General features: G+C 49.5%; 25 protein-coding genes. 4 read left to right on the top strand and 21 right to left on the bottom strand.

Annotation, left to right across the window (positions count from 1 at the left end):
* Positions 1-358: 358 nt before the first annotated feature.
* From FJM65_RS10230 to FJM65_RS10145, 18 genes are all read right to left on the bottom strand, one after another.
* Positions 359-586: a hypothetical protein gene (locus FJM65_RS10230; protein ID WP_140621399.1), complete on the bottom strand. Its 228-nt coding sequence runs from the start codon at positions 584-586 to the stop codon at positions 359-361.
* Positions 587-838: 252 nt separating this feature from the next.
* Positions 839-1,276 carry a hypothetical protein gene (locus FJM65_RS10225; RefSeq protein ID WP_140621398.1) on the bottom strand — a complete coding sequence of 146 codons (438 nt, stop codon included), beginning with the start codon at positions 1,274-1,276 and terminating at the stop codon, positions 839-841.
* Positions 1,277-1,378: 102 nt separating this feature from the next.
* A complete protein-coding gene (locus tag FJM65_RS10220) occupies positions 1,379-2,026 on the bottom strand; it encodes a transglycosylase domain-containing protein (RefSeq protein WP_140621397.1) in 648 nt (215 codons plus the stop codon).
* Between the two features lie 81 nt (positions 2,027-2,107).
* Complete coding sequence (locus FJM65_RS10215) at positions 2,108-2,692, bottom strand: hypothetical protein (RefSeq protein ID WP_140621396.1); 585 nt, start codon at positions 2,690-2,692, stop codon at positions 2,108-2,110.
* An 88-nt stretch (positions 2,693-2,780) separates the two neighbouring features.
* Positions 2,781-3,260 carry a hypothetical protein gene (locus FJM65_RS10210; protein ID WP_140621395.1) on the bottom strand — a complete coding sequence of 160 codons (480 nt, stop codon included), beginning with the start codon at positions 3,258-3,260 and terminating at the stop codon, positions 2,781-2,783.
* Positions 3,261-3,365: 105 nt separating this feature from the next.
* A complete protein-coding gene (locus tag FJM65_RS10205; RefSeq protein WP_140621394.1) occupies positions 3,366-3,839 on the bottom strand; it encodes an energy transducer TonB in 474 nt (157 codons plus the stop codon).
* 119 nt (positions 3,840-3,958) lie between these two features.
* Complete coding sequence (locus FJM65_RS10200) at positions 3,959-4,363, bottom strand: hypothetical protein (protein ID WP_140621393.1); 405 nt, start codon at positions 4,361-4,363, stop codon at positions 3,959-3,961.
* 76 nt (positions 4,364-4,439) lie between these two features.
* Positions 4,440-5,165, bottom strand: a complete 726-nt coding sequence (locus tag FJM65_RS10195) for a TraB/GumN family protein (protein ID WP_140621392.1) — start codon at positions 5,163-5,165, stop codon at positions 4,440-4,442.
* 78 nt (positions 5,166-5,243) lie between these two features.
* The gene (locus FJM65_RS10190) at positions 5,244-5,879 is read right to left on the bottom strand and encodes a hypothetical protein (protein ID WP_140621391.1); all 636 of its coding nucleotides are present in this window, start codon (positions 5,877-5,879) and stop codon (positions 5,244-5,246) included.
* Positions 5,809-6,564 carry a DUF4262 domain-containing protein gene (locus tag FJM65_RS10185; protein WP_140621390.1) on the bottom strand — a complete coding sequence of 252 codons (756 nt, stop codon included), beginning with the start codon at positions 6,562-6,564 and terminating at the stop codon, positions 5,809-5,811. Before FJM65_RS10185 ends, FJM65_RS10190 begins: the two co-directional genes overlap by 71 nt.
* Before the next feature lie 181 nt (positions 6,565-6,745).
* Complete coding sequence (locus tag FJM65_RS10180) at positions 6,746-7,261, bottom strand: NUDIX domain-containing protein (protein WP_140621389.1); 516 nt, start codon at positions 7,259-7,261, stop codon at positions 6,746-6,748.
* Between the two features lie 75 nt (positions 7,262-7,336).
* Positions 7,337-8,356, bottom strand: a complete 1,020-nt coding sequence (locus FJM65_RS10175; RefSeq protein WP_140621388.1) for an SDR family NAD(P)-dependent oxidoreductase — start codon at positions 8,354-8,356, stop codon at positions 7,337-7,339.
* Positions 8,357-8,445: 89 nt separating this feature from the next.
* On the bottom strand, positions 8,446-9,213 hold the full coding sequence (locus FJM65_RS10170; protein ID WP_239022914.1) for a thrombospondin type 3 repeat-containing protein: 768 nt from the start codon (positions 9,211-9,213) through the stop codon (positions 8,446-8,448).
* Between the two features lie 234 nt (positions 9,214-9,447).
* A complete protein-coding gene (locus tag FJM65_RS10165) occupies positions 9,448-10,368 on the bottom strand; it encodes a M28 family peptidase (protein WP_140621387.1) in 921 nt (306 codons plus the stop codon).
* A 64-nt stretch (positions 10,369-10,432) separates the two neighbouring features.
* On the bottom strand, positions 10,433-10,642 hold the full coding sequence (locus tag FJM65_RS10160) for a hypothetical protein (protein ID WP_140621386.1): 210 nt from the start codon (positions 10,640-10,642) through the stop codon (positions 10,433-10,435).
* A gap of 152 nt (positions 10,643-10,794) precedes the next feature.
* On the bottom strand, positions 10,795-11,379 hold the full coding sequence (locus tag FJM65_RS10155; RefSeq protein WP_140621385.1) for a hypothetical protein: 585 nt from the start codon (positions 11,377-11,379) through the stop codon (positions 10,795-10,797).
* A 9-nt stretch (positions 11,380-11,388) separates the two neighbouring features.
* The gene (locus FJM65_RS10150) at positions 11,389-12,099 is read right to left on the bottom strand and encodes a head GIN domain-containing protein (protein WP_140621384.1); all 711 of its coding nucleotides are present in this window, start codon (positions 12,097-12,099) and stop codon (positions 11,389-11,391) included.
* Between the two features lie 108 nt (positions 12,100-12,207).
* A complete protein-coding gene (locus FJM65_RS10145) occupies positions 12,208-13,107 on the bottom strand; it encodes a M48 family metalloprotease (protein WP_140621383.1) in 900 nt (299 codons plus the stop codon).
* A gap of 325 nt (positions 13,108-13,432) precedes the next feature.
* Between FJM65_RS10145 and FJM65_RS10140 the strand changes: the two genes are divergently transcribed.
* Positions 13,433-13,864 carry a hypothetical protein gene (locus FJM65_RS10140; protein WP_140621382.1) on the top strand — a complete coding sequence of 144 codons (432 nt, stop codon included), beginning with the start codon at positions 13,433-13,435 and terminating at the stop codon, positions 13,862-13,864.
* 58 nt (positions 13,865-13,922) lie between these two features.
* Here the strand turns inward: FJM65_RS10140 and FJM65_RS10135 are convergent, their stop codons facing one another.
* From FJM65_RS10135 to FJM65_RS10125, 3 genes are all read right to left on the bottom strand, one after another.
* Positions 13,923-14,651: a porin family protein gene (locus tag FJM65_RS10135; RefSeq protein ID WP_140621381.1), complete on the bottom strand. Its 729-nt coding sequence runs from the start codon at positions 14,649-14,651 to the stop codon at positions 13,923-13,925.
* Between the two features lie 80 nt (positions 14,652-14,731).
* Positions 14,732-15,370, bottom strand: a complete 639-nt coding sequence (locus FJM65_RS10130) for a porin family protein (RefSeq protein WP_140621380.1) — start codon at positions 15,368-15,370, stop codon at positions 14,732-14,734.
* Positions 15,371-15,567: 197 nt separating this feature from the next.
* Entirely contained in the window at positions 15,568-17,826 is a 2,259-nt protein-coding gene (locus FJM65_RS10125) for a Tex family protein (protein WP_140621379.1), read from the bottom strand.
* Positions 17,827-18,089: 263 nt separating this feature from the next.
* Here FJM65_RS10125 and FJM65_RS10120 point away from each other — a divergent pair, with 263 nt between their 5' ends.
* From FJM65_RS10120 to FJM65_RS10110, 3 genes are all read left to right on the top strand, one after another.
* Complete coding sequence (locus tag FJM65_RS10120; RefSeq protein WP_140621378.1) at positions 18,090-19,415, top strand: mechanosensitive ion channel family protein; 1,326 nt, start codon at positions 18,090-18,092, stop codon at positions 19,413-19,415.
* A 72-nt stretch (positions 19,416-19,487) separates the two neighbouring features.
* The gene (locus FJM65_RS10115) at positions 19,488-20,867 is read left to right on the top strand and encodes a neutral/alkaline non-lysosomal ceramidase N-terminal domain-containing protein (RefSeq protein WP_239022913.1); all 1,380 of its coding nucleotides are present in this window, start codon (positions 19,488-19,490) and stop codon (positions 20,865-20,867) included.
* Positions 20,868-21,597: 730 nt separating this feature from the next.
* Positions 21,598-21,831: a hypothetical protein gene (locus tag FJM65_RS10110; protein ID WP_239022912.1), complete on the top strand. Its 234-nt coding sequence runs from the start codon at positions 21,598-21,600 to the stop codon at positions 21,829-21,831.
* Positions 21,832-21,891: the final 60 nt, after the last annotated feature.

Below are 21,891 nucleotides of genomic sequence, written 5' to 3'. Positions count from 1 at the left end.
CCGCTCGGCGCCCTTGTTCCAGGTCGTGATCACTCCTTCGGTGTCCATGGCGAAGATGGCATACTCTCTGACCTGGTCAATGAAGATGGAGGCGATGTTCTCGTTGAATAATGCGGCGTTCATGGTATGGTTCATTAGTATACTAGGCGCAGGAAAAACATATCCCCTGCGGCAAGATAGCAGGGCTTGGGTAGAGCTTTGCTAGGGAAGTAACGCAATATTGCCGGGGATGTTCCTAAGAATTAATCCTTTCTCCACACCCTGGCAATGGCAGACCGGAGCAAACGACCCTGGTGAGCGTCTTGGCTTTGCCACACAAGCTTATTTCGGTAAAGCGTTTAGAAGTGTGTGGTGTCGGTTATGAGGTAGCCTGCTCATCGAGTTTATTATGGGGCAAATTCATGCCGTAAGTGTAGTTGGTCGACAAGGTCACATCATTGCAGTCGAAGTGCTTGATGACCCCATCTCGCTGCAGGGCCACGACCCAGCAGGTATTCTGATGCATGCCGTAGTCGATGATGAACAGGGCTTGACCTGTGCCCAAGGGGGTTTCTACGAGGATGCTGGGTGTTAACTGAAGGATCATGGCTTGTCATTGAGTAGGTAATACTGAGCAAAGCATACGTACCGGCCAGCACATTGTTGAACGAATAGAATGCGCAGCTGCGGCTATCTGGCATCCAAGCCTACTGCTTCATGCTGTTAACGTGACGCCCCAGAGTATCTAATTTTGGAAAGCGCTGCCGATACCCAGGATATGTTCCGGGATGTGGAGGAGTAGCGAGGGTTAATTTAGGGTTTGGTAATTCTTTGATAAAGGGGAAGTTAATGCTGTTTTTTAGTTATCAAGAAGGTCAAAAAGATCTACCCTGGTTAGATCCTCTCCATCATAATAAAAGTAAGTATAAACGGTAAACGTTGAGTCCTTAACAATCTCATAAGTTTGGTTTGGGGTTATCACCTTCAAAGTATCGTCTTCTGTATACATCATCGGTATAGCCAGAGAGTCCATCTTTTGCTGCAACTGATAATTGTACCACATCAGATCATCAGCGGCAGTATAAAAGATGTCTTCTCCGTCAGCCTCCTTCAGTTGCTCAATTTCCAGGGAGTCCATTTCAAAAATTACAACTGCCGGTTTAGATAGCCGGACCGGCACCGTTTGTACCTCTAATTTAGTGCGCTCATCTTTAGCACTAGGCTTCTCCTCCTGATAATCTACACATGATGTGATTATCACGGCACTTAGAAATAGTAAGGCTGTTTGTCTTGACATAAGAGGCCTAAATTTAGTGTAGTTGTTTCCATACTTTAAATATTTTTTTGTTGGGGTTGTAGCTCGTAAACTATGCATTAATCATACTTGGAAGGTTTCAGTTTACCTTCTGTCGTAGAATAGGTCACTATTGTCAACTGGAGTATAATCACCAGCCAATACTTTTTTTATCCTTCCCACTCGTTCCAGGTTCTTTTCTCGCTCATTGAAATAATGAAATTTGAACGGTGCGCGAATCATGGACAGCAATGAAAGATACTCATCCCAATTTAACTGCTTAAACTCCTTATGGAAGTAATACTGAGAAGCATCTTCAAAACCTTTCACAGGTTTCCCATTTTCCTGCCCAAGGTATGCCTCATTGACGAACAGCTTTAAGATGGTGTCTTTAGGGGTTAAAGGGTCAAAAGCGAATCTGGCAATAAGGGTCTGCTTTACTTTTTGAGGACCAGGCTTAAAGTTTTCAAAGTAGTACATCTTAACTAATCCCTGGCTTATAGTCGTAACTCCTGTCCCGGGAGTGGCAAAGTCAACGCCTTTATGATTGTAGAAATTGGGGTCTTGTATCTTTAGGAGGGCATCTAATTGTTCTGCGGTTAAATCATTAAGCTCCAGCTTCATCTTGTCAGATGCCAGAGCTTCATTAACAATTTCCTTAGTATTTGCCCTGGCTATCAGGATAACAGAAAAGTAATATAAGAAAACCGCCAGGATAACAAGTCCAAAGAATACAAATAGCTTTTTTATCATTTTTTTATGCTGTAGTTAGTTCTGAGAGATAGGAACAAGGCGTAGAGTATAGAGCTTGTGTAGGGTTAGCTGGTGCTTGTTTTACTTTACAAAGTAGTTGAACTGAACTGGGTACACCTCCCCATGCAGAGTTACCTTTGCTTCGAAAGTATTAACTCCTTTCTTTGTTGCTTTGGCTCTGTAAAGATACCTAACTCTATAATCTCCCTCTTCCCGCTTAACTGTGTAGGCATCATTATTTCTTATGCTTATAGATGCGTTTTTTATGTCTGTTGTATTCAGGTAAATAGCCGCCTCAAAAGGAGCCGACGCCGACGCAGTATCATTGCTAAATCCCACTGACAAGTCTTCTTTTCTGTATTCATACTTAAAGACTTCCTTCTTTAGATAACCTCTATCCTCATCTTTGGCAAGCCCGTAAAAGACATCCCCACTCAATGGGCTGTTGACCAATTCCACAGATTCGCTTACAGTGTCTCTTCTTGTAAATATTAGTTTTCCATTTTCATCATAAGCCTCAACCACAGAACTGTCAGCCATCATTTCTTTCAATAGCTCCTCATATAAACCATCATAGAACTCTACATTACTGTTGGGTCTTAAAAGGTAAAACAAGAGTAGCGACAAAAAGCCTGCGAAGACAATCGCAATTATTCCCTTCTTCATTTATTATCTATATCTTCTACAACGTTACTCGTGCATAGTGTGGGCAAGGCGGAGCCGTAGCATATACTATGAATTTTGTTGGCACCTGTTATTTTTTCAGGTAATTGTCATTATACCCTACCTTGAATTGGTTAGGCAAATACTGATTTAACCCTTTGATAAAGTCATATAAGAAGTCTACTTTGACTCTCTCAACATGGAAGCCTTTTGTAACTCCACCATTAAGAACCATTATATCATACTGATAGCCATGGTCGCTTAGTTCACCTTCAGGTAGTGGGGCTGTAAAAACATATACAGGCTCTTCTAATTTTCTCAAATCAACGGCTTCAATTGGGGCAAATATCTTCTGGCTCTCTTCTTTTGTTAATGCGGAGGTATAGTTAATATCTTCAGGGTATGCACTCTTCCGTATTTTTATAGAGTCAGCAGTTATGACATAATAATTATCTGCACCCATTGCCCACTCTTTTATTGTAACTCTATACTCCTTTTCCCCTACAGTTTGTGAGAAACAAAGGCTTTGAAATACAACCAGTAAGAATACAGACAGATAAGCCTTCTTCATTTTTTTTAATTACAATATGTGCCAACGTTACTCGTGCAGCCGAAGCCCGTAGCGTAGCAAGGGTTAAGGCTGAACTTTGTTGGCAGAAGGGCTTTATTTGTTCTCTTAATGTATGATAAAAGGAGCAAATCTCTTGGTTTTATATGACCTTCTTGGCTTGGTTTCACAGTCCCAAATCCATTTAGGCATTTCAGAAATATCTCTTATCACCTCATTATCTATTTCCTCACAAAGACCTTCTTCAATTTTAATATCCCCGACTTCTCCCTTTTCATTGACTGTGAAGCTTGCAAGTACTTTACCGCTAATATTATGATGTTTATCATCGACGGGTACTTGAAAACTATCAACCAAATATTTAACTAAAGCTTCTTCACCTCCTTTAAACTTAATGCAAAACTCTAAGTCGTCAAAGAACACATTGTTTAAGGTGTCTGAATTGTCTACCTGCACGGTTTTACCAAGACATTTTACTTGTGCGGTATCATAGGAAATGTGGGGCTTAAAGAAGACCTTCTTTTGGCTATACCCTAAAAGCGGGAAAGCTATCATCACTATAAAAAAGGCCCATTCTTTCATTTTGTCACTTTAATCAAGAATTCTTTAATTCGCCTTACTGCCAACGTGCTGGGCTAAGGCACGCCTTGGTGTGCTTTAGGCTTTGTTAGACTTTGCTGTTATTCAAATTCGCAATAATACTAAAGAGAATGATAAGTTACCGTTTTAGTATCTTCCTTCTTGAAGAACAGGAAATCCTTTCTGTCAATAAAGTTGATTCTCAACTCATCATATTCCATTTGAGGCTCGAACTTCATTGAGTCCACTACTAAACTTTTTAGTTTTTCGGCCTCCCTTTGAAACAGTCTCTCATTGTGCTTGATTTTATTAATCTTAGCTGAATTGCACACGTCAATAGAAAGATAACTTTCTTGAAGTATAAATTCATCATTTCCAGCTGAGTGCTTATAGTTAAAAGACATTTGCACCTCTTCGGCACCTAAACGTTTGCTTAATAAAAGTTCTCCCTCATCTTGATTTGATTGTTCATCCGAACAACTCACTAATGAAAAGACTACACCTAAGAGTATTAAAGCTTTTTTCATTAGTTACTAATTTAGTCTAACGTGTTGGGCTAAAAGGTGGCGGAGCTGCCTTTTAGGTGTTGTTGTGCAGCTGTACTTATAATCTTATTCTTTCCAGCTTATAGCCTTTATTCTTCAGCAAATTCAATAGCCCGTTTTTACCTCCTAGGTGCCCCATTCCTACAGCAATGAATGTCTTGTCTTCTTTTACTAAGCCTTCAATATCATCTAACCAGTTCAGTGTCCTCTGGTTGACTACTAGCTTCCGTGTTTCATCACCAAATTCTTTAACCAAGAACTCATCTGCGAAATAATCTATAAGTTCGCTGTTGTAAATATTGATTAGCTGCTCGTAATGTTCTATCGTCTGTTCCTCCGTTTGGCTTTCATATCGATGCGGAACCTTATCTAACACATCTAGTAGTTCTTTTGCAGTTTCCAACCCTCTTATTTTTATGTTATTGCTGTTGGCAACACTTACCAACTCACCCTCCATACTTTTCAGGTTGTATCTACTGGCAATCACCTGGTTTGCCTTTAGGTCTACCTTATGCTTATCGTTTTGAAGAAAAATTCGCTGGTCTTCTACATTCTTTAAATCTCTCTCAAGTGCTAATGTCTTGCATGTCCTCAGAGCCGATAAAACTTTCTTGCTTACTGCTATTCGTCCTTCAGGGTACTCATGCATTGTCCCATACAAAAAAGATTCATTTCCGTCGTTTGAAGTAATTTTCCAGAAAATCCCAGATTTCGTCTCTCGCTCTGTCGAACAAGAAAACACTAACAAAACTACCCACCAAAGGAGGAACGGAATCTTCTTCATTTATTCTAGGTATACCGCACAACGGCTAGTGCATGAGACGTGCTAGGCCGTCGGCCGTAGCATGGCTCATGCACCTTGTTATGCCACGTTCTTTATTGCGCTTATTCTTATTATTCCAGTTAGCCTATTCAATACTTTTTTTGAAATTAATCTAAAATTTAATTCCACGATAATAAACCTCACAAACAAGATTCCTAATAATACAGGAAGAATAAGTCCAATAGGTTTTTCTACTTCTTTTCGTAAAAGTGTCAACAAAATGGAAAGGATTGGAAGCAACATCAAAATTGAGGACAGTATTTTGTATGTAAGATGAAGTCTTATTTCAATTGAACCCACTTTTCCTTGAAAGTCACCACTTAGAACACAAAATGCTCCATACTTTGCAGATGAGATTACCTTAAAACTATTTTCCTTTACCTGCCCAATAAATGCCTTATCCGTCGACTCCAGAACAAGTAAGTCGGTAAGCTTTGTATTTTGTTGTAGATGATTTAAAGCTATTGTAGAATCGTCAGGTAACTCAATTTTGTAAACCAGTGAAGGAAATAAATTCATATTATTTAAAATGAGGCATAACGGATTTGGACAGGCTGTGAACGAGGCATAGCCGAGTTTGGAGCCTGTGCCGTGTTGAGCTTTGTTATTCTTCTTCTGTATCTTCTTCAGTTTCCCAATCGGCTTCTTTTGACTCACGCCAAGCTCTCCAGCCATATGGAAGATAGTAAATCTTGTTGATAGCTGGGTCTATTTTCACTATTTCTTCCAGGCAGACGAGCTTAGAGTCATTTATGTCTGGTTCTGATGAAGAGTGGAACTGCCAATCTCCGTCTTCATTGTGATAAACGTAAAGTATGGGAGCTCCTTCTAAAACCTGTTTGGTGGTAAAGACTCCTAAATTTCTTTCTTCGTAGAATTTGAAGTCCGTACTCCTGTCCAGCAAAGGCTGCTTGAATTTCCATTTATTATTAAACTTTTCTTCCCACGGAAAATGGCTCTCTTTGTCAGGGCAGACAAGTTGAAGAACAGGAAAGTCCCAGCTTTTATAAAACCATTTAGCGTAACCCATGTAGTCTGGCAGATGGTCCTTATCTACTTTTAAAAATTGCACATCGAAATCTTCAAGAAAATCTGAATATGATTTGCCTGTAGTGAGCTGCTGACCTTCTTTAATTAAATCACGGGTTGTATTGATAAATGACCCTAAGAGGTCTGTACTTAGGCCGAAGCAGATTATCTCTGGGTGTCCAAAGTTTTTATAAAGACCAATAGAATAAGCAAAACCTGGCAAATAATTATCAGGCTCAATCAGCACAATATGGCACCCAAACTTCTGTACATTTTCCCGAATTTTCCTTTCGGTTTCTTCTTCATGTGCTTTATGCTCTTCTTCGGTCACTTCTTTATAATTTTAATTGAGCTCAACTAGTGTGTACAAGGAGTTATTCCGTTTATACGCCCAAATCCAGCGGCTATACGGAATCGGGCTACCGAATATACTATATATTATCAACACTATAAAAAATACCAGTTATACTTTAAGTACAACTGGTATCTCAGGAAACACGGTAAAGTATGTGCTACTTTTGTTGCAGCCTGGCCCACTGCTGTGCAATAATGGTCTTGGCGTCAGGCGTTTTCAAAGCGTCCAGTTCTGCAGGAGACAGGTGCAGGATCTCGATGAACTCGTGCTCATGGGCGTTGCCGCCGCCTGTCCCCTTCTGCTGCGTTACCTCGGCATAGTAGAGCATCACCCGCTCCGTGGTGCCGCCCGGCGAGGAGTAGAACGTATGCAGATGCTGCAGCCTGTCCACATGGTAGCCGGTTTCTTCCTCAATCTCGCGCTTTATACTTTCCTCGGGCTGCTCGCCTTTGTCCACCATGCCTGCCACTACCTCCACCAGCTCCGACTCCGAGCCCACCCGAAACTGCCTGGTTAAAATATACTGCTGCTTTTCGGTATCAAACACCAGCGCGGCCACGGCATCGCCCCGGTCAAACTGCTCCCGGTTAAAGGTTTGGCCATGCTGTTCAACGGTCAGCTTATAGATCTTAAAGTAGCCATCATAGGCTTTCTCTCTGTTTTGGATTTTCATGCTTCGGTTAATTGTTCTGGTGAAGATAAGCAGCCGCAAAGTATGGCTGCAACTTCAGCCGGTATTTCTGGTTCTTTACTCGTTGTTGCGCATGGCAGCTTTTTTGGTTCGCTCCGTTAGCCAAGAGTCCGACAAGGGTGTTTCGCTTTCGTGACCTGAGACCCTGTTTTTGCCGATGCCTCCTTCCCCCGGAAGCGCCGCGTTTACCAACGCCAGTACGTCTGTGGTTAGCTCCGGAGATAGCCGGTGCAGCAGCTCTCCCACCGTGGCAAATGCGGTGGTGGTAACGCCGGCATCGCCGTGCCGCAGCGCGTTCAGCATCTTCCTGGCCGATTTCTCTGCCGGCTCGGAGGTAAGCGGGCTGGAATCCATCAGCTTAAATAGTGTATACTCCTCTTTGTGGTGGCCTTTCACGATGGCATGGCCGGGGCTACCTGTCTGCATCAGGCCGGGTGTGGCCGTGGTCACGGTAATGTTATACTTCTTCAGCTCAGCCCGCAGCCCCTCCGACAGCCCCACCAAGGCAAACTTGCTCGCGCTGTAAGGCACCAGGTGCGGCACGCTAACCACACCGCCGATAGAGGCAATATTGAGGATGCGCCCGCCGCCACGGGCTTTCATGCTCGGCAGCACGGCCAAGGTCATATAAAGCGGCCCCCAGAAGTGCACGTTCATCGCCTCCTCAAACTCATGCTCGGTCATCTCGGCAACAGGCCCTACACTGATGATGCCTGCATTGTTAATGAGCACATCGATCGGGCTGAACTCATTCTGCACATTCGTGATCATGTCGTTTACCTGCTGCCGGTCCGTTACGTCGCACTGCTGCACCAGCACCTCGGCTCCTTTGCCGGCCAGCTCCAGACGGGCATTTTCCAGTTCGGTGGCGTCGCGGGCGCACAGCACCAGTTTTGCCCCCTCCGTTGCCAGCTGCCGCGCCAGCACCAGGCCCAGCCCGCGGCTGCCGCCGGTTATCAACACGGTTTTTCCACTAAAGTCGTAGGCTGTTAAACTGCGCACTGCCGTTCTCAGCGCTGCCAGCGCCCCCACGCCTGCCGCCACCCAGAAAAGTGTGTTCTTGTCTTTCGTTTTCATAGTATGAAGTATAAAAGTAAAGGCAGAAGCTGTGTGCTCCTGCCTTTACCTCTACGGTGGCAGATACTTGTGGTTAAATATCGCCTGGCTTAGTTCTTTTTAGAGAAAAGCTTGTTCTTGAGCACCGGCGTGTACTGCAGTTTTATGGAGGCCACGCCAAACTCGTCCCTGCGGCTGCCGTTCATCAGCATTGGCCCCACATTATCGAGGTAATCGGTGGTGGTAACGTGGTAGGTCAGTTCGGGAGCGATGCTGAATTCGTCGTTAATGTAGAAGCGCAACCCGCCGCCGACGGGCACCACGGCAGCAATGGCAGGATACTTTCGGGCCGGGTCGTACGTGGTTTGCGAGTCATCGAGGCTTTCGCTGTTAGCCGGATAGGAAGTAGGCGTATAGTATACCGCCCCCAGGCCAATGCGGATGTAGGGCACAATCAGGCGCTTGCGGCTGGAGCGGTAATTGCTCGAGCCGGCATAGCTATCCAACAGGTTGACCACGGCAGAGGCCGAAAACTCCAGCACCTGCGACTCAAAGGCCAGGTTCAGGGGCGCTTCGGGGTTCTTCTCCACCGCCCCCAGCTTCACATAGTCTATGGTGCCGCTCAGGCCAAAGTAGGGCGAGATCTTGTACAAACCTCCCACGCTTACATTAGGCCCCAGCTCGTTACAGCCCCAGCTGCCGCAGATGTCGCTGCGCACGGCTGCTACGCCTGCACCCAGCAGCACAACCCAGCCGCGCTCACGCACCATGCTGCTTTTGCTGTTGCGTTTATAGCGGTACTGCTGCGCCAGCGCCTCCCAGGGGGTAAATAAAAGAAAAGAAAAAAGGATAAGTATAAAGTATGGCTTCCTATTCATGTTGTCAGACAGCTTTAGGGAATCGCTGCAGCTGACCTTGTGCCTTTTATACTTGGTCGGAAAGAGAATTGTCCTTAAAAGTAGTGCAATGGCAAAGTTCAGCTTTTCCTCTTTACGGCGTATCCGCAAGAAAGATGAGCATTTCAGAATAAATATAGGGAAATAAAAGAATAATTATACCCAAATATTCTGATCGGTGCCAGTGCAAGAATTATACTGCTGAAAATGGAGTAGTTAAGGCTGGGTTTTCTGCGGCAAGCGCTCCAGTTTCCCGTCAATCCTCTCCAGAAAATCGATTACAAGCGCAGCGGCATCAGGATAAAAAGCTTTGTTTACTTGCTCGTAATCATCGGTAGGCTTGTGGTAGTAGGGGTGGTCTTCCACGCCAAAGTATACATACGGGATGCCGCGCTCATGAAAGCGGAAGTGGTCCGACTGGCCCGTCCAGTCGTCGTGGCCCTGCTCGGGCTGGTCGTGGCCCAGCACCAGTTTGGCGTTTGGCCGGGGCTTTACCTGCTGCAAGTATGGCTTCAGGGCAGGGTAATGGTAGGTGCCGCTGGCATACAACTCACCCTTGTCGTTTATTCCCAGCATGTCCATGTTCACGTTTAGCAGGATATCCTGCAGCGGCAGCGGCGGGTTCTCTACAAAAGCGCGGGCACCCTGCAGGCCCAGTTCCTCGCCGTCTAAAGCGGCAAACACGATCGTATGTTTGGGGGGATGCTTGGCAAAATGGGCAATAGCCGCCAACAAAGCACCTATACCGGAGGCGTTATCGTCGGCACCGTTGTAAATATCGCCGTTGCGCTGGCCCACATGGTCGTAGTGCGCCGTCACCACAATAGCCTTACCGGACTTACCCGGAATATAGCCCACCAGGTTCGTGGCCTTGTCTACCTGCACCCGCTTCGCATCAATACGGAAATGCTGTTTAAAATCGCCGTTGTACGGCTTCAGGCCAAGCTCCTTAAAGCGCCCCAGAATATAATCCTGCGCCAGCGCATTTCCTTCAGACCCGCTCAGGCGGCCCTGCATCGAGTCGGCGGACAGCACCTGCACGTCGCGCAGAAGCTGGGCGGCATCGAGGTTGCTTTTTTGCGCCATGCCCCACAGCGGGGCGGCAAGTACGGTAGCAAGGAGAAAGGCCTTTTTCATGGGAGTAGAAAAGCCGAAGATAGGGTTTGCGCGTGAGACTGGCAAGTTAAAAACAGGCGGCGCGTTAGTCGAACTTTGGCCAGGCAACCCAGCTACGCAAGCCTACGGTGCGTCTCCAACGGATTTCCATGGGGCGTTCCATTTCCATGGCAAAGCCGCCCTTGTACTCTACTATTTTGCCCTTTGGCTTCCAGCCCTGCTGCATGTGCGCTTTAACGGTTGCCGCCAGTTCTACCAAGTTCTTATCTTTTAAAACTTCGTGCTCCAGGTTCATCTTCAGAAATGTTAAAAGTGATATATTTTCAGCTTGAAACTTTCAAATAGCGTGCCACTACGGGTACAGCATCTTAAAAGTTACAATTAAAATGCACTTGGGCGGGTAAATGGTTCCAAACAAAAAAGCCAGGCACTATACCTGGCTTTCTTTCAGTCTTTTATATTGATGTAGGTGGGCAGTTCAAAGGGTCCCACGCTGGTTTGGATGGTGGGCTTTATCTGCAGCGTTACTTTTGGCCGGTTGGCGCTGTCCCTGTTCAGGAGCGTGGCCAGGCGCAGGAGCTTGTTCAGGTCCGGCTGGCTGCCCGCCTCCGTTGCAAAGGAGAGCGGCGAGCGGATGGTAATGTTGTTCAGCCCGTCGCGCAGCTCCACCGGCTCGCTTACCAGGCCGTTCAGGGTATGCTCGTCATCCACCAGCAGCTGCCACTTTAGCTGCGTCACGGTCATGGTGCGGTCTTCGCTGCCCTCGGGCAAATCTACCTGCAAGCCAATCGTGGAGACTGCCTGCAGCGCATCCTGCGAGAAGGCCGTGTAGAGTGTGGCCGCATCGCTGAACGAGAAGTCCTGGGGGCGTTTCTTCTTCATCAGGTCGATGCCGTTCAGCTCTATCTGCTCTATACTTTTAAGGTCGTAGCTCGCCTCTTTAAAGGCCTCCACGTCGTTTTTGGTCTTACACGCAAAGCTGAACACCAACAGCATCAGTACCAGCGCATAGTTTCTTATCTTTCCTATCATACCTTATACTTACATCTTCACAACTTTTCCGGAGCCCGACACCTCGGAGACAACCTCTGGGTTGCCGGTATAGTATACTTTGCCGCTCCCGCTTATCTCTGCCTCCAGCAGCTCTTCCGGGTCTACTTCGGCGCTGCCTGATCCGGATATACTCACCTCCGCCTCCCGGCAGTTCAGGTCCAGGGCGTTATACTTGCCAGAACCGGAAACCGACACCTCCTGGGCATCGGCCACACCTGCTGCACGAATTGTGCCAGACCCGCTGATGCGGACCTGCAGGTTTTCGGTAGCCAGGCGCAGCAGCACCTTTCCGGAGCCGGACACGCTCGACTTAAACCTGCGGCTTCTGAACACATCCTCCAGCGTAATAGCCCCGGATCCGTTTATGTTGGCTTCCGTGATTTCTGGTAGCGTCAGGTATACTTCCACGGTTTCGTGCCGGCGCAGGCAGCGCTCAAAGCCAATATCCCACACGCCGTTTCTTACCTTCGTCTCCAGCTCGTCCAGCACGTTGGCCTGGCCCCGCACTTCCACCCGCTGCGTGCTGCCCTGCTTAATATATACTTTGGTGCTGCCACTTACCTCCACCCCGCTAAGAGGTGCTAGTTGTAGCGTCCGGCTTTCTACGTCGCCCTCGCCCTCCAGGCAATAGCCCCCGTCGCAGGAGGAAAACAAGAGCAGAAAGACCAGCACGGGCAGAGGCAGTTTCAGGAGTTTCATAGTTTTAGATTTAGGAGTAGGAATCACTGCAATATACCAATTTCTGAAAAAATAAAGGCCATACCGCCTTTTACGGTATGGCCTTTAGCTGGTAGTATGGTTGGTATTTTAAGTGAGGCGCCCCACGCGCTGCCCTTCCCGGTTCACAAGCACTCCCTCACCCGTCACGAAAACAGTTTTCAGGTATTTGCTCTCGAAATAGTAAGGGAAGTTAGGGTCGCCGGTTTTAGCCAGCTTGCCGATAATGACAGGGCCATCTTTGGTGAGGTGCACCAGGTGCAGGCGCGACGTCAGGTAAAACTGCTCTTCGGGAGCGTTGCTGAACACTACCCTGGAGAGCACCATCCTGCTATCGAGCGCTACTTGTTGCTGTTGCGGCTGCTGTGCCACGCGGCGCACCGGCTCTATGGCGCGTTGGTCTGGCTGCGGGCCGGAGGCGCTGGCTAAGAGCTGGTCGTTGGCGCTGCGCCAGCCTTTGCTGATGGCAGCCAGCCGGTAACTGCGGCCCGGGTGCGAGCGCGATGTTTCCTCCTCGGACAGCAGGTTGATAGCCGCCTGCGCCTCGGCCATGCTAGCCCCCATCTTACGCAGCACAAAGCCGGAAAACTCATCCGCTTCCAGCTCATCGGCCGGGTTACTGCCGCTGCGGCTTAACGTATGGCCGTTCAGGTGATGGCCAATCTCGTGGGCAAGTATACTTACACCGGCCCAGTCGGTATGCACGGCATTGTTGATGGCAGCCAGGAAGCGCTCGTTGTACAAAATATAGCGCTTGCCATTGTATACTACGGCGGCGGCATTGTCTATATCAGCGGCGCGCAGCTCAAACCGAGGTTTCAGCCCCACCACATTAATAATTTCCTGCACTATATCGCGGGCTCCCCTACTGGCCCGCACCTCCGCAGCAGCGGGAGCCGACGCAGCGGCGGCTACTTGCCCCAACATGGGGGCCAGCGCCAGTGCAAGGGCTATGGATAGTTTTTTGAAGTATGGTTTAAAGTATGGCATCGTGTATGGTATGGTTAACGCTGCTTTTCCTGAAAAACGTTTTGGCAGCGGCTGCTAGTATAAAAGCAAGTACTTTGCCAAAATATCCAATTCCACAAGATACTTTCATACGCCTCACTTTAAAGACTAAACTGAAGCCTGTGCTGGTAATTTTGTGCTGCACTGCAATAACAAAGTGTATTTAGGATGGATGCACGCTACTGCCAAGTAGGACGGGGCTGACGGCTTTAGTCTCTGTGCATGTGGCGCAGGTGTTTGCCCGTGCACAAAGTATGGTTGCTTGGTAAGCCTTAAAATTGTATACTTAGAGATCACGTTGCTGTACATGGCTAAACCCAGAACCATAATTTTTAACGAGCCTGAGCTTCTGATTTATACGGATCCGGCCAACCAGGTGCTGGTGGTGCAGGCAAACGGCGTGGTGCCTTCGCACACCTACCGCCAGGGCATGCAGCTCGCCACCGACGAAGCAATTAACAAGCGCTATACTTTCTGGCTGATCAACAACAGGGCCGGCGGCATCATTACCCCGAATGACCAAATATGGGCCAACGAGGTAACCGTGCCGCAGCTGGCCGCGCAATCCTGTATCACGAAGATGGCCATTATAGAACCGGAGGATTTACTGAGCCACATTATTCTGGAAGGCATGATGGACAAAGCCAGAGAATCGGTTCCTTTCGAAATGCAGTTTTTTGAGCGGGTTGAAAATGCGTACGAATGGTTCCGGGATGGACAGGGCACCTTTGCGAAGTAGCTGCCCGTAAAGCGGGCAAAAAGAAAGCGGCTCCCGCTGGTGCAGGAGCCGCTTTCTTTTACAGGCTGAACAGGTAAGCTACTGAAAGGCCCCAGAGCCTGTTTGTCGCTTTACCATCCTCATCCTCCAACTTGGTTATACCTGAAAGTCCGGCTCCGTACCGAAGATCCAGGTTCATCGTCCCTGCACCGAGCTGGCTTGCGAGCCCCACGCCAACCGTGCCTCCGGCTTCTACCCTATTGTACTCCGGAAAAGTCACTAACTCCTGCTGCTGGCCGCTAAAGTCCACGTCCATATCAAACTCGTTTTGATGTACTTCGTCTTCTCCTCCCGCCCAATGTTCGGTTAATACCAGTTTTGCTTTTATCCGGCTTTTTATCCAATAGCCAAAGGTGGGGCCGGCAGTGGCAAACATGAGCACCTTGCCGTTGCCAAAGTATACTTTTGCCAGAATTGGCAGCTCCAGGTAGGTATTTTTTTGCTGCGTATCGCCTTCAAAGGTAAAATCACTCGTCAGCTGCTTTGACTTGTTTTTAGTGCCTTTTTGTAGGTATAAAAATTCCGGCTGCACAGACAGGCGCTCGTTAATGGCAACGTTAGCCACAGCCCCAAACTGCAGGCCTGCCCGGTAACTGCTTTTCGACTCGTATCCTTCCGGGGTATCGCCTGAAGCATGTATAGTGGCCATGGTAATACCCACTCGCGGGCCCACAGAAACGTTTTGCGCTTTAACGGTGGCAACCATGCCCAGTGCTGCCCCTACAGTAAGTATAAGTTTGTTTTTCATCTGAAAAAGGGAAAATATTTCAAGAAAAAGCGGCTCCCGCTGGTGCAGGAGCCGCTTCTGTTATGCTCATTTATGTAAGCTTACAGGCTGAACAGGTAGGCCACTGAAACACCGAAAACGCGGTTTTTTGCCTTAGCATCACCCTGATCGTCACTGTAGAGGCTAGACAGGCCAAAGCCATACCTTACATCCAGGTTTACCGTACCGCTACTCACCGGATAGGCTATACCTGCCCCGATGTTAGCGCCCAGTTCGGTCCTGTTGTCTCCGTCTTCAAACTCATAATCCTCCGACACTTCATCTCCGTCATACTCAAAGCTGCTCTTGCCGCTCATCCAGTACCCTACAGATGGACCGGCCGTAAAAAACACCTTGTAGGAGTCCGAACCGAAGGAGGCTTTTGCCAGCACAGGCACTTCCAGGTAATTGGCCTTTAACTTCAGCGTCATGCCTTCTTCACTTATCTTGTAGCCTTTCTGCACATACAGTAGCTCTGGCTGAACCGAGAACATGTCATTTACAGCGAAGTTCGCGACAGCACCAAACTGAAGTCCTGCGTTAGCTTTTATTGCTTCATTAAAGTCGCTGTCTCCGTCTTCTCCGGAAAAGTTGATTTTAGCAAACGTAGCCCCGATACGAGGACCTACAGACACAGTCTGTGCTTCTGCAGCGAAAGCAATGCCTGCGGCTGCAACTAATGTTAGTAAGAGTGTCTTCATAGACTTTAAGTTTTAAAAGGTTAAAAATGTGGAGCAAAAATAATGGTAAGTTCCAAATATGCAAGTATAAATATATTTATTGCGTACAATTTTTGACGCGCAAAGCACATCCCGTTTTTGCCCGCCTACCGGCCATAAAAAAGGCCCCTGTTATACTTTAACAGGGGCTTCTGGTTCATCCTTTATACTTAGGAGGCTTATTTAAACCTGCCTTTCAGTTGGGCAAGCTTCGCCTGAAAATCATTCATAGGCTCTTCCTCGCGCTCTTTGCGGCCGCCTTTGCTGCGGTTGCCGCCACCGGCTGGTTTGGCCGCGGCCGGGTCGCCTTTCATGCTCAGGGAGATGCGCTTGCGGGCCTCATCCACTTCCAGCACCGTTACCTCTACCTTCTGCCCTACCTTCACCACGTCGTGCGGGTTGCTCACAAAGCGGTCCGACAAATGGCTCACGTGCACCAGGCCGTCCTGGTGCACCCCAATGTCCACGAAGGCTCCGAAAGCGGTGATGTTGGTCACGATGCCCGGAAGCTTCATGCCGGCGCGCAGATCCTTGATCTCGTTCACGCCTTCTGTAAAGCTGAACGCCTCAAAGGTCTCGCGCGGGTCGCGGCCCGGCTTGGCCAGTTCGCTCACAATATCCTGCAGGGTTGGCAAACCAACGGTATCGGTCACGTAGTTTTTCAGGTTGATCTTTTTGCGCAACTCCTCGCTCTTCATCAAATCCTGCACAGTTACGCCCAGGTCTTTGGCCATCTGCTCCACGATCGGGTAACTTTCCGGGTGCACGGCAGAGGCATCCAATGGGTTCTTCGCGTCTCGGATACGCAGGAAACCAGCTGCCTGCTCAAAAGCCTTATCGCCCAATCTGGCTACCTTCTTCAGCTCGGTGCGGGTACGGAAAGGTCCGTTCTGGTTACGGTACTCCACAATGTTCTGCGCCAGCGCAGGTCCGAGGCCGGAAACATAGGTCAGCAGTTGCTTGCTGGCCGTGTTCACTTCCACGCCCACAGCGTTCACGCAGCTCATTACCACATCATCCAGCGAGTGTTTCAGGGCAGACTGGTCCACGTCGTGCTGGTACTGGCCCACGCCGATGCTTTTCGGGTCGATCTTCACGAGTTCTGCCAGCGGGTCCATCAAACGGCGACCGATAGACACGGCACCGCGCACCGTTACGTCCTGGTCCGGAAACTCCTCGCGGGCAACCTCAGAGGCAGAATAGATAGAAGCGCCGCTCTCGTTCACCATCACCACCATCACCGAAGCGGGCAGTTTGAGGCTCTTCACAAACGCCTCCGTCTCGCGGCTGGCCGTGCCGTTACCGATGGCAATAGCCTCTACCTCGAAGCGGGTCACCATGTAACGCACCGCCTGCGCCGCCTCCTGCTCCTTATGCTGTCCGGTGTGCGGGTAAATGGTCTCGTTGTGCAGCAGCTTGCCCTGCTTGTCCAGCACCACCGATTTCACGCCAGTTCTAAAGCCAGGGTCCAGAGCCAAAACTGTTTTCTGCCCAAGCGGCGAAGACAGCAGCAGCTGGCGCAGGTTATCGGCAAACACACGGATGGCTTCTTCGTCGGCGCGCTTCTTAGAGCTCAGACGCACCTCCGTTTCCATGCTCAGCTTGAGCAGGCGCTTATAGCAGTCTTTGGCAGCCAGTTTCACCTGCTCCGAGGCCGCGTTGTTGCCCTGCACAAACATGTTTTCCAGCTTGGCCAGGGCAGCCTCCTCATCCGGTTGGGCCGAGAGCATCAGCACCATCTCGGTTTCGCCGCGGCGCATGGCCAGCACGCGGTGCGACGGCGCTTTCTCGATCGGCTCCTCCCACTCAAAATAGTCTTTAAACTTCTGGCCTTCCTCTTCCTTGCCCATCATCACGCGGCTCTTGAACACACCCTGCTTTTCGAACAGCTGGCGCATGGTGGCACGTGCCTCGGCGTTCTCGTTCATCCACTCGGCCATAATGTCGCGGGCACCGGCAAGGGCCTCGTTCACGTCCTTCACCTCTTTCTCTTCGGAGATAAAGTTGGCTGCCTCAGCCTCTACGTCGAAGTTATCCTGGGCAAACAGGCGCTCGGCCAGCGGCTCCAGTCCTTTTTCACGGGCGATGGTGGCGCGAGTGCGGCGTTTCGGCTTGTAGGGCAGGTAAATATCCTCCAGGGCAGCCATGGTTTCGGCAGCCATGATCTGCTCCTCCAGCTCCGGTGTCAGCTTCTCCTGGTCGCGGATAGACTTCAGGATGCTTTCGCGACGCTTGTCCAGCTCGCGCAACTGCTCCAGCCTGTCGCGAACACCGGCGATCTGCACCTCATCCAACGAGCCGGTGGCCTCTTTTCGGTAACGGGAAATAAACGGCACGGTAGCGCCCTCGTCGAGCAGTTTAGCGGTGGCCTCTACCTGCTTGATGGTAATCGATAGCTCGGAGGCTATCTTTAAAAGATGGTCTAAATTCGGTTCCATATAATGCTTTAAGCCAATTTCTGGTTTTGCTGCGGCAAGAGAGGGCAGAAAAGTACAAAAGATGCGAAAGGCATTGCTCTTCCCCCTCCTGCCGCCATTGCCTTTGCCCGGGCTTTAAAGTATAACGCGGGACTTTAGAAACGCCAAATTTAAGCCTTATTGCCTAACCTGAAAATTTTATCTGCCGAAATGCCTGCCCCCGTGCCCCTTATATTTTTTGTACCTTTGCAGCGCAATCCGTTTTACAACCTTTTTAGTACCCCATGGAAACTGCAAACAATTTCGCCGCCATCAGCCACTGGACCTATAACCACCTGGTAAACCTGGGCATGCCTGCCGGCACAGCCATTTACCTGAACATGCTGCTGCTTTTTTGCCTGGTGCTGGTGCTGGTGTATGCCACGGCCTCTTTCAGCAGAAAGCTGATGGTGGGCGCTGCGCATAAGTTCTCCACCAGAACCTCCACCCAGTTCGACGACCTCCTCATCCGCAACAATGTGTTCAAGCACCTGGCCAAAGTGGTGCCGCTTATACTTGTGGTGCAGGCGCTGCCCATCGTTTTTGCTGATTTCCCGGGGTGGGTAAAGCCCCTGCGCACGCTCACGGATGTGTACACGGTGCTGCTCTCAATCTGGATAATCCGGGCGCTGCTGCGCACGGTAAAGGATTTCCTGAAAACCACTGCCCTCTTCCGCGACAAACCTGTGGATAGCTTTCTGCAGGTGGTGAATATCTTTTTATACTTTATGGGCGGCCTGCTTATCTTTTCGCTGCTCACTGGCAAGGAAGTATGGGCCTTTATCACGGCCATGGGTGCGGCCTCAGCCATACTTTTGTTGGTCTTTAAGGATACCATACTTGGCTTTGTGGCCAGCATTCAGGTTTCTACGAACGACATGGTGCGCATCGGCGACTGGATCACGATGGAAAAGTATGGCGCCGACGGCGACGTGATCGAGATAAACCTGACGACGGTGAAGGTGCAGAACTTTGACAAAACCATCACCACCATCCCTACCTATTACCTCATCTCCGACTCGTTTAAGAACTGGCGGGGCATGCAGGACGCGGGCGGGCGGCGCATCAAGCGGTCTATCCTCATCAAGATATCAAGTATAAAGTACTTGTCTGCCGACGATGTGGAGCGCCTGAGCAAAATACAGCTGATACAGGACTACCTGCAGGAGCGCCAGCAGCAGATTACCGAGCACAACCAGGCCAAAGGAATAGATAAAAGCATCCTGATAAATGGGCGCAGCCTGACGAACGTGGGTGTTTTCAGAAGATACATCGATGCCTACATTGCCCAGCACGAGTTTACGCACAAGCACATGACCATGATGGTGCGCCAACTGGAGCCGACCACCACCGGCATGCCGATAGAGCTGTATGTGTTTACAAACGATGTGCGCTGGGACAAGTACGAAAGCATCATGGCCGATATCTTTGACCACCTGCTGGCGGCGGTGCGCTATTTCGACCTGGAGGTGTTTGAGTACCCGGCCGCCGACGACATGCGGGAGCTTTTTAGCCGCCCCGGCACCGATAACAGTACCTTGCGCAACGCTGTAAAAGCCATGCAGAACTAAGGCAGGATTTTTGAAGAAAGGCTGCAGCAAGGGTCTGCATAAAAACAACCCAGCTCCTGCCCAATACAACCCATGCGCAAAAAATCGATAAACGTTCTGCTGGTAACAGTGCTGCTCCTGCTCGGATTGGCCGCAGTACTGCTGCGCCCACTGGATCGCACGCCCTTTACCAAAACAGACTACTACGCCACTACGCTCCGCAACCTGCAACAGCGCCCGGCCTACGTAACTCAGGGCGATACCGTGCGAGTAGGTTGGGCCAAAGTCAACATCACGCCCCCGGCAGGCACGCCGCTGGCGGGTTACGGCAAGCGCCTGGGCATGGATTACGAGTCGGTGCACGACTCGGCCTGGGCCCGCACCTTTGCCTTCAGCAACGGCAAAACGGAGGCCTACTACGTGGCCTTGGATATGCTGATCGTGCCCATGCAGGTGATGCGCAGGCTGGAGCAAGTGTACCCAAAACTGGGCCTGAAGCCGGAGCAAGTATACCTCACCGCCACCCACAGCCACACCAGCTTTGGGGGATGGGGAAAAAAGTTGGGTGTCAGCCTGATGTCGGGGGAGTATGAGGAGGAGCTGGTGGCGCAACTGACGCGGCAGATCGTGCAAAGTATGCAGCTGGCCCGCCAAAACCTGCAGCCCGCTAAAATAGGGTATGGCAGCGTAAAAGCGGAAGGGCTGGTAAAGAACCGCCTGCTCGACGACCCCGAAAACCCGTTTTACCCGGACCGCAACAAAACGCGTGACGCCACCCTCCGCTTTTTAAAGTTTGAAGGCCAGAATGGAGAAACTGCCATACTTTCTGCGCTCTCGGCACACGCCACCATACTTCCCTCCAAAACGCCGGAGCTTTCCCGCGACTATCCTGGCGAGCTGGTGGATGAGCTGGAGCGGCACGTGGACTTTGCCGCTTTTTCGGCAGGTGCGGTGGGTAGCCAAAGCGTGGTGTATACCCACGGCGACACCTACCAAAGTACGCAGGAAGTCGGGGAGGAACTGGCAGCGCTACTCTGGCAGCAGCTGCAGCAGATAACGTGCGACTATGTGTATACCTTAGGCTACGACCGCACCCGGCTGGCCCTGCCCGAGCCGAGCTGGCGCATCGCAACGGACCTACGGCTCGCGCCTTTTGTGTTTAACAGTGTTTTTGGGCAGCATCCCGCCTATGTTACCAGTTTGCAGTTGGGCAATGTGGTGTTTGTTGGCGCCCCGGCCGACTACTCCGGCGAGTTTGTGGCGCGGCTTCGGCAAAACGCACAGGCGCAGGGGCTGCAGGCCATTGTAACCAGCTTTAACGGCGGCTATATCGGTTATGTAACCCCAGACAAGTACTACAACCTGGAGGAGTATGAAACCCGCAGCATGAACTTCTTTGGCCCCCACAGCGGCAGCTACCTCACCGACATTATGCTGCGCCAGTTGCGGCAGTATGGCCAGGCGAAAAAGTAAGGAAGTATAAGTATGGAGACTGATTTCCTCTAGCGGGACTGCGGTTCGTATACTTCGAGTTTGTGCGGATTATCTGATATTCCTCTTATACCAATATTGATTGAATAATGCGCATGGATAGGTTCCATAGTTTACCTACAGCCTAAAACCTTCCCCTACCCCGTCCAGGAGGTTGGGGCGTTAAGCTCTCTCATTTTTGTCATCCTGAAAGGATCTTGTGAGTCAATAGTATCAGCTTATCAAACTTTCTACCAAGATTCTTTACAGAATGACAGTATTATTGGGTCTATTATTTAGAATGGAACGACTCTAGTCCTAGAGGGGAATCTGCCTGCCGATTGGTAAAACGTACTGCCTAGGGACTAACTGATATTCATCAAAGTATACTATTTCCCATTAGCCGCTGTGTTCTTAGCGTAGGCTCCACTTTAAAACTCGGTAAAAGCTTCTGCTCTGGCTTGAGGAAAATAGCAAAGGCATACTTTGCCAACAATTGAAAAATATAGTGGAAAATACCGGCACCCAAAAAAGCATCGCCTAAAGCGTTACAAGCCTTTTGCGCCTGTATTTGCTGTACTTTATACCTTTCAATCCAATTATACACTCAATTTTTACCGGTAATCCTACCTTATTCTTCTTAAAGTTATAAACATAATTTACTCAAAGCGGTTAAATAATATAGAGATGAGGCTGGTAAGCCTCTGGCTATGTGCAATTAAGAAGAATAGACATGGAACTACTAACGATAGATGTAACCAATTTGCTTTTCCTGAGCATGATCGGGCTTTACCTGGTGCTGCTGGGGATGATACTGACCTACATATACTTCGACGCCGAGATGCGTGGGCTGAACGGCTGGCTGATCGCCGGGCTAGCGTTTTTCTCAGGCACCATCTTTGGAAGCGTGCTGTGGCTGGCTTTCCGGCCAAAACTTAAACCGCAGCCTATCCCTGTCAGGAGCTAAAAGCGATTTATAGAACACGAGCACGGCAGCCGGAAAATAAGTATATTGGTACTTATTTTC

The sequence above is a fragment of the Pontibacter mangrovi genome (assembly GCF_006385705.1).
Lineage (GTDB): Bacteria > Bacteroidota > Bacteroidia > Cytophagales > Hymenobacteraceae > Pontibacter > Pontibacter mangrovi.
This window is presented reverse-complemented; position numbering and strand designations above follow the sequence as displayed.